The organism is Bacteroidota bacterium, assembly GCA_018816945.1.
GTDB lineage: Bacteria > Bacteroidota > Bacteroidia > Bacteroidales.
The window spans coordinates 1-12778 of the sequence record JAHIVC010000010.1 but is presented as its reverse complement, the minus strand read 5'-3'; the positions used below and the strand labels follow the sequence as shown (position 1 = coordinate 12778).

Annotated in this window: 13 protein-coding genes; 9 read left to right on the top strand and 4 right to left on the bottom strand. The window is 35.8% G+C overall.

All coding sequences use genetic code 11. The annotated features are described in order from the left end of the window. Positions 1-231: 231 nt before the first annotated feature. From mdh to fumC, 9 genes are all read left to right on the top strand, one after another. Positions 232-1170 (top strand): malate dehydrogenase, encoded by a 939-nt coding sequence (mdh, locus tag KKG99_01430; GenBank protein ID MBU1011641.1) that lies wholly within the window; start codon positions 232-234, stop codon positions 1168-1170. Positions 1171-1271: 101 nt separating this feature from the next. Continuing rightward, entirely contained in the window at positions 1272-1958 is a 687-nt protein-coding gene (locus KKG99_01425) for an NAD-dependent deacylase (protein ID MBU1011640.1), read from the top strand. Positions 1959-1963: 5 nt separating this feature from the next. After that, on the top strand, positions 1964-2398 hold the full coding sequence (locus tag KKG99_01420; protein ID MBU1011639.1) for an arsenate reductase ArsC: 435 nt from the start codon (positions 1964-1966) through the stop codon (positions 2396-2398). Further along, the gene (locus tag KKG99_01415; protein ID MBU1011638.1) at positions 2391-2852 is read left to right on the top strand and encodes a RecX family transcriptional regulator; all 462 of its coding nucleotides are present in this window, start codon (positions 2391-2393) and stop codon (positions 2850-2852) included. Before KKG99_01420 ends, KKG99_01415 begins: the two co-directional genes overlap by 8 nt. Before the next feature lie 331 nt (positions 2853-3183). After that, positions 3184-4273 (top strand): peptide chain release factor 2 gene (gene prfB / locus KKG99_01410; protein MBU1011637.1). Its coding sequence is split into 2 segments (ribosomal slippage): positions 3184-3246 and positions 3248-4273, totalling 1089 coding nucleotides; the frame shifts between segments, so codons are not numbered across the junction. 11 nt (positions 4274-4284) lie between these two features. Then, the gene (gene arsC / locus KKG99_01405; GenBank protein ID MBU1011636.1) at positions 4285-4623 is read left to right on the top strand and encodes an arsenate reductase (glutaredoxin); all 339 of its coding nucleotides are present in this window, start codon (positions 4285-4287) and stop codon (positions 4621-4623) included. Positions 4624-4651: 28 nt separating this feature from the next. Further along, positions 4652-5038, top strand: a complete 387-nt coding sequence (locus KKG99_01400; protein MBU1011635.1) for a four helix bundle protein — start codon at positions 4652-4654, stop codon at positions 5036-5038. Between the two features lie 129 nt (positions 5039-5167). Then, positions 5168-6787 (top strand): fumarate hydratase, encoded by a 1620-nt coding sequence (locus tag KKG99_01395; GenBank protein MBU1011634.1) that lies wholly within the window; start codon positions 5168-5170, stop codon positions 6785-6787. A 341-nt stretch (positions 6788-7128) separates the two neighbouring features. Then, positions 7129-8517 carry a class II fumarate hydratase gene (gene fumC, locus KKG99_01390; GenBank protein ID MBU1011633.1) on the top strand — a complete coding sequence of 463 codons (1389 nt, stop codon included), beginning with the start codon at positions 7129-7131 and terminating at the stop codon, positions 8515-8517. A gap of 550 nt (positions 8518-9067) precedes the next feature. Here fumC and KKG99_01385 read toward each other — a convergent pair. The 4 genes from KKG99_01385 to KKG99_01370 all read right to left on the bottom strand — a co-directional run. Next, a complete protein-coding gene (locus tag KKG99_01385; protein ID MBU1011632.1) occupies positions 9068-9892 on the bottom strand; it encodes a hypothetical protein in 825 nt (274 codons plus the stop codon). Positions 9893-10090: 198 nt separating this feature from the next. Beyond that, on the bottom strand, positions 10091-10726 hold the full coding sequence (locus KKG99_01380) for a tetratricopeptide repeat protein (protein ID MBU1011631.1): 636 nt from the start codon (positions 10724-10726) through the stop codon (positions 10091-10093). Beyond that, positions 10714-12081 carry a hypothetical protein gene (locus KKG99_01375; GenBank protein MBU1011630.1) on the bottom strand — a complete coding sequence of 456 codons (1368 nt, stop codon included), beginning with the start codon at positions 12079-12081 and terminating at the stop codon, positions 10714-10716. Before KKG99_01375 ends, KKG99_01380 begins: the two co-directional genes overlap by 13 nt. After that, positions 12062-12778, bottom strand: a 717-nt coding sequence (locus KKG99_01370; GenBank protein ID MBU1011629.1) for a hypothetical protein, incomplete at its 5' end; no start/stop codon positions are given. The genes KKG99_01375 and KKG99_01370, both read right to left, overlap by 20 nt.

Below are 12778 nucleotides of genomic sequence, written 5' to 3'. Positions count from 1 at the left end.
ATTTAATCTCTAAAACTAATAATCAAATTATAAAAAGGTCATCTTCCGGGTGACCTTTTTTATGCGGATTAATGAAGATTTACTTTTAAATCTTAAACGCCAAATTTTATTCAAAAAATATCCTCAATTTATAAACTCATATAAATAAGCATTGTTATTGTTTTAACAATCAGATATTTATATATTTGTGAAAAATGTCACTACCAAATTAAAAACTAAAAACACACAAATATGAATAAAATAACTGTTGTTGGAGCTGGTAATGTTGGCGCGACTTGTGCTAATGTGATTGCACATAAAGATTTGGCCCGGGAAGTGGTACTGGTTGATATCAAAGAAGGTGTTGCTGAAGGCAAAGCGCTGGATATTTGGCAAACCTCTTCTATTAATAATTTTAATACTAGGGTAACAGGGGTAACAAATGATTATTTAAAAACCAAAGGCTCGGGAGTTGTTGTTATTACTTCAGGAATACCTCGCAAGCCAGGGATGACAAGAGACGACCTGATCAAGACTAATGCCAGTATTGTTAAAGATGTAACTGAAAAGGTAGTGAAATACTCGCCTGAAGCAATAATAATTGTTGTTTCAAATCCTTTAGACGTTATGACTTACGCAGCATATTTAGCCGCAAACAAACCTTCAAATAAAGTATTTGGGATGGCAGGAATTTTAGATACCGGAAGGTATCGGGCATTTATTGCTGAAGCCCTGAACGTTTCTCCAAAAGATATCTTATCATTATCCCTGGGAGGGCATGGAGACTCCATGGTTCCTTTGCCTCGCTATACCTCTGTAAATGGCATTCCAATTACCGAATTACTTGGTAAAGATGAAATTGATAAAATTGTAACCCGTACCCGTATGGGGGGTGGCGAATTAGTTAACCTCATGGGTACTTCCGCATGGTATGCACCGGGTGCTGCCGCAGCTCAGATGGTTGAAGCTATCGTTGATGATCAAAAACGAATATTCCCTTGTTGTGCATGGCTACAAGGCGAATATGGTTTAAAAGACATCTATATGGGAGTTCCTGTAAAGCTTGGCAGCAAAGGGGTTGAAACCATTTTCGAACTTAAGCTCAACGAAGAAGAAACTAAATTATTACAGGATTCAGCAAAAGATTTAAAAAAGGTAATGAAGGTATTGGATGATATGAAATTATTTTAAAATCAATGCATAATATTGAATTTAAAGGCATCCTATTGATTAGGGTGCTTTTTTTGTTTAAATTTAACCTGTAAAACAAATCATCCGGTTAACTTAATTGCATGAAAAAAATAATAGTACTAACCGGCGCAGGTATGAGTGCTGAAAGCGGACTTAAAACTTTCAGGGATCAGGATGGATTATGGAATAATTACAAAATAGAGGAAGTAGCCAGTCCTAATGCATGGCAGCGAGAACCCCAAGTGGTACTCGATTTTTATAACCAAAGACGAAAACAACTGCTTGAAGTAGAACCAAACATTGCACATCATGCACTGGTTAAATTAGAAGACAAATTCGATGTTCAGATCATTACTCAAAATGTTGATGATTTGCATGAAAGGGCAGGATCAGCAAAGGTATTACATCTGCATGGTGAATTGAAAAAAGTAAGAAGCACCATGGATGAAGGCTTGGTTTATCAGATGGTAGGTTGGGAGTTAAAGCTGGGGGATTTTTGCGAAAAAGGTTCACAATTACGGCCTCATATTGTTTGGTTTGGCGAAAGTGTTCCTAATTTCTCAAAGGCAAGTGAAATTGTTGCTAAAGCAGATATTTTAATCGTGATAGGAACATCTTTAACAGTCTATCCTGCAGCATTGCTGGTAAATGAAGCCCCAAACGAGAGTGTTAAATATTTAATTGATCCGAATGCTCCGAACAATATTAACATGAGAAATTTAACGGTTCACCGCAAAACAGCCGTTGAAGGATTACCGAAGCTTGTTAAACAATTACTTCAGAATTAAACCAAATGAAAGCAAAGATATTGATCATATGCACAGGCAATACATGTCGAAGCCAGATGGCCGAACATATATTAAGATCCTTCGATCCGGAACTTGACATTTTTTCTGCCGGAACAGAACCCGGAAAGATCATAAATCCCCGAACAGTTAAAGTAATGGCTGAAATGGGCATTGATGTTAGTAAATCAAGACCCCGAAAACTTGATTGCTTTGTCACTTCCCCTTTCGATTATGTAATAACAGTTTGCGATGATGCACGTGAAAAGTGTCCCGTATTTCAAGGCATGGTCAAAAATAGGTTGCACATTGGGTTCGACGATCCGGCTATGGCAACCGGGACCGAAGCTCAGGTTATGGATTTTTATCGTACCATACGCGATCAGATTAAAGCTAAATTTCTTGAATTTTATTACCACATAAAAAATAACACCCATGACTGAGCATCACCAGTATTTATTGGCAAAATGTCAAAAATATTGCAGCTATCAGGAGCGATCGATTTATGAAGTGCAAACAAAACTTATTGAGTGGAAAAGCCAACCTAAGGTGGCTGAAAAAATAATGGCCCAACTCGTTGCCGATAATTATTTAAACGAAGAACGTTTTGCCCAATCCTATGCAGTTGGAAAATTTCGAAATAAAAAATGGGGCAAAAACAAAATCATTTATGAATTAAAGAAAAAACAAATCCCTGAACTTATTATCCAAATTGGGCTAAGTGAAATTGACGAGGATGAATACTTCAAAACACTGAAAGAAATCCTCTCAAAAAAAGCCATTGAAATAAAAGAGCCAAATCTGCTCAAGAAAAAATACAAATTGGCATCCTACGCTATTAACAAGGGTTTTCATTCAGGTTATGTTTGGGACATCTTAAATAAGGAACTTCCTTAAATTTATGCTGTTTCATCCTTATTTTCAGCATACAGATTGATCCTTTTATCGTGAAATGAAACTACTCAGCAAGCTGACAAGCTATCTCAATCGAAATTTGATTCTTCATAGCGCATCAAGATGTGGGGATTAAAACCCATGAAATTCCTCGACTATCGCTCGGGATCCCAGCCTGCGTCTGGCAGGAGTTCGGCTAAATGATTTTGAGAATCAATATCATAGTCTCACAGATTTAAGCCTTTAATTTCTATTCTGCATAAAACAAAAACATGAGGAAATGATAGGATAATATTTTGTAAATTTGTTTTTAAACACTAAATTATTTTAATAAATGGCCACGTTGGAAGAAATTAAAATTCTAAAGAAAAGATTGGATGCTTTAAGGAGGTTTCTTTGACATCGATCGTAAATTAGAACTTATTGCTGAAGAAGAAAAGATGACTTCAGCCCCGGCATTCTGGAATGACTCCAAAAAAGCTGAAATGGTGTTGAAATCAATCAATGAAAAAAAAAGGTGGACCAATGTTTTTCAAAATGCATTAAATAGTTACGACGATCTGGTGGTAATCCATGAATTTTATAATGCCGGTGAAGGTAGTTTAGATGAATGGCAAAAACAATATAATGCAACTCTAACGATCATTGAGGATTTGGAATTTAAAAATATGCTTTCGGGAGAGGAAGATCGCTTAAGCGCAATTGTGAATATCAATCCGGGAGCCGGTGGAACAGAAAGTCAGGATTGGGCTGAGATGTTGATGCGGATGTATATCATGTGGGGTGAAAAAAATAATTATAAGGTTAATCAATTGGATTATCACGAAGGGGATGGAGCCGGCATCAAGTCTGTTTCACTTGAGTTTGAAGGCGATTTTGCATTTGGATACTTAAAAGGAGAAAATGGAGTACACAGGCTGGTGCGGTTGTCGCCATTTGACTCTGCCAATCGTCGTCATACTTCATTTGCTTCGGTTTATGTTTACCCTGTGGTGGATGATGACATTAATATAGAGATCAATGTTTCCGACATCAGTTGGGATACTTTTCGTGCAGGTGGACCCGGCGGACAAAATGTAAATAAAGTAGAAACCGCAGTACGGTTACGTCATGAGCCAAGTGGAATAATTATAGAATGTCAGGAAACACGATCACAAGGACAGAATCGGGAAAAAGCATTGCGAATGTTGAAATCTCAATTATACGAGATCGAAATCAGAAAGAAAAAAGAAGCTCAGGCAGCTATTGAAGGGAACAAGAAAAAAATTGAATGGGGTTCACAAATTCGTTCGTATGTGATGCATCCGTACAAAATGGTAAAAGATTTGAGAACAAGTTATGAAACCTCGAATGTTCAGGCAGTGATGGATGGTGAAATCAATGATTTTATAAAAGCATACTTAATGGAATTCGGGAATAACTAAATCTAAATAAGATGTTTACAATTTATCACAATCCCCGTTGTAGCAAATCAAGAGCAGGCCTTGCTTATCTTGAATCAAAAAAGGTGGAATTTCAAGTGGTCGACTACATCAAAAACCCTTTATCTAAAAAAGAATTAAAAGAACTTTTGATGAAGATGAATTTAAAACCAATCGAAATTATTCGAACTCAGGAAGATTTGTATAAATCAGTTTTAAAAGGGAAAAAATTTACGGATGATGAGTGGGTTCGCATTCTGATTGAAAACCCTAAATTAATGCAACGCCCCATCGTGGCAAAAAAGCATAAAGCCATTTTAGCTCAACCACCTGAAAAAATAGCAGAATTATAAAAAATTGATCACATAAAATTAATTAAGGATGAAAAACAAACTAGCCTATACCAATTTATCAGTTTGGCAAGATAGCCTGGATCTGGTAAAAAGCATTTATGTGTTAACCAGTTTATTTCCTGAAGAAGAGGCAAAAACGCTGACTGATCAATTAAAAACTGGAGTAATCGAGATACCACTCGGTATTTCAAAAGCCATGACAACTAAAGATTTTAGAGATAGAAGAAATTACTTAATGGCTTCTTACCAAAAACTGACAGAACTTGAAACTTTGCTTATCATTGCCAACAAGCTTAATTTCATTTCAGATGCGGATGTTGATAAATTTATGACTTTGAGCCAGGATATTGGGATGCACCTTAATGGGCTCATCATGAAATTCAAACCGGCGGATAATCAAAAAAATGAATTATAAAGCTTAGCAACTTTATAAATAAAATCAAGAAATCTGTATTAGATTTAGAATTGCAAAAAAGAGTTATGATTAAATTTAAATAATTAAATTTCACCTATTCATTTAACCCAATCAAAAAATTATTTTATTATGCCAACCCCCGAATTTAAGTACCAGGAACCTTTTCCTTTAGGAAAGGATAGCACAGATTATTATTTGCTCACTAAAGATCACGTATCTGTTTCTGAGTTTGAAGGAAAATCAATCGTTAAGGTTGAAGCTGAAGGATTGACTAAATTGGCCAATGCTGCATTGCGTGATACATCCTTTTTGCTCCGACCCGAACATGTAAAAAAAGTGGCAGCAATTCTTACAGATGCTGAAGCAAGTGAAAACGACAAATATGTTGGATTGACAATGCTTCGAAATGCTGAAGTATCAGCAAAAGGAGAACTTCCTTTTTGTCAGGATACAGGTACAGCAACGATTGTGGCCAAAAAAGGCCAGCAAATCTGGACCGATGGAAACGACGAAGAAGCCTTATCAAAAGGAGTTTACAAGACCTATACCGAGGAAAACTTGAGGTATTCTCAAACCATCCCACTGGATATGTATAAAGAAGTAAATTCAGGAACAAATTTACCTGCACAAATTGATATTCTTGCCACCGGTGGAAATGAATATAAATTTTTATTTGTAGCCAAAGGAGGCGGATCGGCTAACAAAACGACCCTTTACCAGCAAACAAAGGCATTGTTAAATCCTGAAAGCCTTGAAATTTTTTTAATCGATAAATTAAAATCGTTGGGAACTGCCGCCTGCCCACCATATCATGTAGCCTTTGTGATTGGAGGAACTTCTGCCGAAACTACTTTAAAAACCGTAAAACTTGCTTCTGCAAAATATTATGATAATTTACCCACTAAAGGGAACGAAGGCGGACAAGCCTTTCGCGATATTGAATTAGAAGACAAAATATTAAAAGCCGCTTATAATTTGGGAATTGGCGCCCAGTTTGGCGGAAAATACTTTGCTTTGGATATCCGGATTATTCGATTACCCCGACATGGGGCAAGTTGCCCTGTTGGTATGGGCGTTTCTTGTTCGGCCGATCGGAATATTAAAGCCAAAATCAATAAAGACGGAATTTGGATTGAGAAAATGGAAGATAATCCCGGGAAATATATTCCGGAAGAATTAAGAAATGCAGATGAAAGTGGTGCCGTTAACATCGATCTTAATCAACCGATGAAAACAATACTTTCATTACTTGCAAAACATCCTGTAGGAACAAGACTTTCGCTTAACGGAACCATCATTGTTGGCCGGGACATCGCTCATGCAAAACTCAAAGAACGAATAGATAGTGGCGAAGGCTTGCCACAATACATAAAGGATCATCCAATTTATTATGCCGGTCCCGCTAAAACCCCAAAAGGAATGCCTTCAGGATCTTTTGGCCCAACTACAGCCGGACGAATGGATTCGTATGTTGATTTGTTCCAAAGCAAGGGTGGAAGCATGATTATGATCGCCAAAGGAAACCGCAGTCAACAAGTAACCGATGCCTGTAAAAAACATGGCGGTTTTTATCTAGGTAGCATTGGTGGCCCTGCAGCCATACTTGCCCAGGACAATATTACCAAAGTTGAATTGCTGGAATATCCTGAACTTGGTATGGAAGCTATTTATCGTATCGAAGTGAAAAATTTCCCCGCCTTTATTTTGGTTGATGATAAGGGGAATGATTTTTATAGTATGAAGAAGTAGACAGTAGACGGAATAAAAACAAGCTCATCCTGTATTCTGACTACTAACTTCCGTCATTTTTGGGGTGTCGCCCTGCAGGGCGACACCCCTTTTTTGATCTTTAATCCAAATTACGAGACAAGATTTTAGCTGTTAAAATGAAAAATGTTGCAATACATGCCTTCCAACAGGCAGGGATATAGAATGATGACACTTGTTTCAAAATGACATCAAATTAAAAGAAAACTAAAAACATACTCATACTGAATACCAACTACTAACTACTGTATTCTGTATTCTTTGTCAATCAGTTTCTTTCCAAAAATATTTAGGCTATTTTTGTCTGTACATAAACATTGAATATCATGTACCGAACAGAATATGATACCTTGGGGGCCGTTAATGTTCCAGCCGATAAATATTGGGGAGCTCAAACACAACGATCAAAAGATAATTTTAAGATTGGCGGCCAGTTGATGCCAAAAGAAATCATCGAAGCATTCGCTTATTTAAAAAAAGCCGCAGCACAAACTAATTACGAACTGGGAGTTTTACCCCAGGAAAAAGCTGATTTGATCGCTCAGGTTTGTGATGAAATTTTGGAAGGGAAACTGGATGATCATTTTCCGTTGGTGGTTTGGCAAACCGGATCGGGAACGCAATCGAACATGAATGTGAACGAAGTAATTTCAAACAGGGCTCATGTATTGAATGGTGGAAAACTGGGCGAAGGAAGAAGTTTAATACATCCCAATGACGATGTAAACAAATCACAATCATCCAATGATACTTTTCCAACAGCCATGCATATTACAGCCTATAAAATGATTGTTGAAACTACAATCCCCGGGATTGAATTACTGCGAAACACGCTCGATACAAAAGCAAAAGTATTCGGTCATATTGTAAAAATCGGTCGCACCCATTTGATGGATGCAACGCCGCTCACATTGGGGCAGGAATTTTCGGGTTATGTTTCACAATTGGATCATGGATTGAAGGGCTTGAAAAACACGCTACCTCATTTGAGTGAACTTGCACTTGGTGGAACTGCTGTTGGAACGGGAATCAATACCCCAAAAGGCTATGCTGAATCGGTTGCTAAAAAGATAGCCGAATTAACAGATTTCCCCTTTGTGACTGCCGAAAATAAATTTGAATCGCTTTCTGCCCATGATGCCATTGTGGAAACTTCCGGCGCTTTAAAAACTTTGGCTGTAAGCTTGATGCATATCGGTCAAAATACCCGTTTATTGGCTTCCGGCCCGCGATGTGGAATTGGTGAAATTAATTTTCCGGCCAACGAACCGGGGTCATCCATTATGCCCGGAAAAGTAAACCCAACCCAAGCCGAAGCTTTAACGATGGTTTGCGCGCAGGTTGTTGGCAATGATGCAGCAATTACGGTTGGTGGCATGAACGGACATTTTCAACTCAACGTTTTTAAACCCATGATGATTTTCAACCTGCTGATGTCAGCCCGATTGATTGGGGATGCTTGTGTTTCGTTCAACGATAATTGCGCTGTTGGGATTGAACCCAATGTCCAGAACATCGAAAAAAACCTGGAGAATTCACTCATGTTGGTTACTGCTTTAAATACACATATCGGTTACGAAAACGCCGCAAAAATCGCCAAAAAAGCCCATGAAGAAGGTAGTACTTTGCGTGAAGCAGCAATCTCACTAGGTTTGGTAAGCGATGAACAATTTACGGAATGGGTTGATCCGAAGAAGATGATTGGGAGCTAAAATTCCAACCCTACGAGGGTTTTAACCAGACTAGCGCGGGTCTGCCGCAGGTAAGCGTTTCGTACGTGCTTTGGTTATAATTATTATAAGAAGTCAAAATTGGCAACATTATAAGTGAAGTTTGGGGTGTCATCCTGCAGGGTGACACCCCTTAATATATGGATTACATCAAAACAACTTGTGTAAAGAGAGAATGAGACTTCTCTATAGTGCAAACGGGACTTCTCAAAACTATAAATGAGAGAAGTCAAAATTGAGAACGGGAGAAGTCAAAAATAAAATAAGACTTGAGTTATTTTTTCTGCACCCTGAGTGCGAAGCAGATTGAAGGGTGTAAGCAAGGACGTTTCGATACATTCCCGATTTCATCGGGAACACTCAACGTCCACCAAGGGCTGCACCCTGAGTATCCCGCCTTTTTTGCGGGACACTCAGGGTGCAATGACGTTTCATCCATGCTTTGCTTATTGTTAGCTGAAAAGACACGGCAGACAGGTCAGTGCCAGCGGGTAAACTTATTTATTAACAGCCCCTCCATTTTTTGAAAGAATTATAAATCAATGATTGTTGTTATATCTCCTATGGTCAAAGTAGCCTGATTATCACATTCTCCATTGCCATAATTGATAATTTCAGTAATTCCGCCTTCGGTCACAATTTCCACAATTCCACTAACCGGGAAAAAACAACCATTATTGTATATTAACGCACTTGTAATGGTTACTGTAAAATTTTGTCCTTCCACATTTGTCCCTGTTCCCGAACCAGTTACCGACCATACATCATCAGCGAAAATGAAACTATTACCCCCTTCAATCAACTCACTATTCCTTATACAATCCCACTTTACTGAAGTTCCATCAAGATAAGTAATTGAAGCATCTTCGACCCTTTTGGTAAAGGTTAGGTTTCCGTTAGCGTTAAGTCCGGTATTTGTAATTGTTTTGGTTCCTTCAAGCTTATTATCATTAAAATAATAATTATCAAATGTAATTTGACGAACTGATCCTTCGTTTCTCCACCAGTCAGAAATGTTGATATTGATGATCCCTCTTCTATTATTCCCTAAAAAATCTTCACAATTTTCGGTACCATAATCAAGAACTTTGTTTAAGGGCCAATATTGGCCGTTTTCATTCCTAATAATTGTATTTTTCAAACATGATAGAAGGTTCGTTGATTTCAGATGATCATCTTCCATTGTTATTTCTTCAACATCCTGTAGGGCAAACATTGATGCTGCCTGAAGATAATTAGAATATGCTGTCGAATCAATTTCTTCAACATTTTTATCAGCCTCTTTTTTACAAGAATTTAATGAAAGCATTGCAATTCCTATTGTACTGATTGCAAGAATAATTTTCAGTTTTTTCATAATTAGTTATTTAAGTTTAGAAATGTTATTTTATTATTATTTAGACATCTATATTATTATATACTTGCTGAAATAAGTGTACAAGATTTTATGAAAAGGTTATACTTTTCGATGATGAATAATGGAATTTTAAAAAGTTTGAATAATTAGGCAGCTAAGATCCCTGCCTATTTATCTTTTGAATTGAGTTAGAAAAGCTTATTTTATTAAACTCAGTCCTTCAAGTGCGGATTTATCGTTTGGTTTTAAATACAATGATTTATTGAATAAAACTTTTGCTTCCCTATATTTACCAAGTTGTAGATTAGTCCAACCGAATAGAACAAGCGTATCATAATCAAAAGGATAGAGGTCTAATACTTTTTGTAAGTATTTGGATGCAGTTTGATAATCTTTTCTGCCATAATAAATTAACCCGATACGATAATTGGCAATTGTATTCTGTGGGTCTATTTCTAAGATATGATTATAGTAAGTATTTAGCTGATCAAAATTTCCTAATGCTGCAGTTGGATATACTATTCCAAAATATGCTTCAATAGACATTGGCTTCAATTGTATGCAGCGGTTATAATATGCAATTGATTCATTAAATATGCCGGATAAATAACTTAACCAACCCAAACGCAGATTAACCTCATACGAATTTTCATCATAAACTTTCTTCATGGTATTTAAGGCATCCTGAAATTTTCCATCCTTTTCTTGTGCAATACTAATTTCAAAAGCTGTTTGGATTTCTTTGTAATTTTGTGCATTTATATTTAAAGACAATATTACAAATGATATAAATGGCAGAATTTGTTTTGCGTTAATTGTTTTTAAAATTTCCATGATAATCCTCCAATTAAATTATTTGTGAAATAGGTGTAGTTAAAAGTATTATAATTATCAGTGTTTGAAATATCAGAGTAAACCAAAAAGTTGTTTGTACGTTGCTGAATTTGATACCGTACCGAAAAACCTAAATTTTTACTTATAGTAAGAATTAAATTTATATCGGCTTTTAATTTGATATTATCAATTAAATTATAAACGACAAAAGCATTGCTCTCGTTTGTGTTTTGTAAATCTCCGTAAGTGATTGAGGTTTCACCCCATAGTTTTGGACTAATTTTAAATCCAATTAATTGATTAAAAATCAATCTACTGTTTTCATTGCTTTCTGAAAATAATTTCACTCCGGTTTTTGAATAAAAATTCAGATTTCCGAATGGGAAGTAATATAAATTTGCCCCAAATTGTAACTGGTTTGCATAATTTAGGTTTGAATAGGAAGCATAAATATCATAATTGAAATACGAAAAATTTCCGGATAATAACAAAGAGCCAACGTATTGTTTCAATGAAATTGGAGTGGTCGAAATTAAGTAATCATCAAAAGAAGCATTCAGTTCGAAATAGGGAAGATTATAATTTACCTTAATAAAGTGAAAAGCAGGAATAATTTTTAAGGCTTTACCCTGAACAGTTCCTGTTAAGTAAAATTCATTTTGATGGATTGAATAATCTTGTTTGTTTTCGTGGGTTGTCATTCCCTGATCAAAACTGAATTCTGCCCGTTTTGTTTTATTTATTAAAAGAGAACTCCCACCTAAGTATAATTTAAATACCGATGAAGGATTTAAACCCATCCCCAGATGGTAATATTGTAGATTGTCAAGTTGTTCTTCCTGACCGTAAAACCCATTTTGACCCAGTAGATTTTTTGTTTCCAGTTTATGTAATAAATATCCGGATTCAAGATTAATAGATGATATGAATGTATTTTCAATCGGAAGTTTTGATCTTATTTCTTCAGGGTAAGATTTTGCAACAAGATCGGCTTCTGCCTTTCTATTCATAAAATTGCGGGAATAATAAATATACTCTTTAAGGATTGGGTCTTCACCATAGAGTGACTCTGCTTTTTCAAAATGAATAAGTGCCTTGATATAATTGTGTTTCATATAATAAGCTATTCCCAGTCGGTATCTTAAGTAATAAAAATCCACTCCATTCTCTAAAGCTTTATTTCCATCAATGATCAGTACATCCCAATTTTTATCCAAATAATATTGATATGTTTTAATATCAACTAATTCAATTTCTTTAGAAACTTGGCTAAAAGCAACATTATTATACCAGGAAAACCCAAGTATTATAATTAGTAAGGTGTAAATCCTCAAATTATTTTTCGTTCTTCTCATTTTTTAGTTTAGCGATAATTGTTTTATCAAGAGTTTCAATGGTGAAGGTCCTGATTTGTTGATTTTCAATGGTAGTTTTAAACTTATATTCTTTAATGATATTTTTGGCAATTGATAATTTAGCATTAGATAACAATTCGATAGAACTATTTAGAATGTCCTCTTTCAATCGAATATATTTAATGCTGTATTTTGCTTTGATGAATAAATAAAAGGGTGCAATAAAATCCTGAATAATGGTTATAAAACTCCGTTTAAGAATTGACAAGGGATAGTCATCAACTATTTCCATATCTTTATAAAACCCGGTCACAACTTTGTTTAATCCCAGATAAAAATAATAGAGAAGCGAATCCTTATTTCCCAAGAAGTGTGTAAAGTAAAATACCTTGCTCCCTTCGGTGAAATAAGCTTTCGACTTGGATAACGGACAGAATATTACAGAATTATTATAGATGTCAGTCTGGATTTCCCAAATGATATTTCTTTTCTCATTGAGCCCGGAAACCGTGACTTCAAAGTTCAAAGTTTGTCCAGGAATAAAATGAAAAGCTTTGGCTAATTGATCATTTTTTTCAATGTTCGAAACAATCTCTTCCTTTTTAGGAATACAATAAGATTTAAATTCAAAACTGTTTTTCCTAATTTTAATGTAATTTTCGATTGGATGATATATGGTCTCGGAACCCACAAAAGG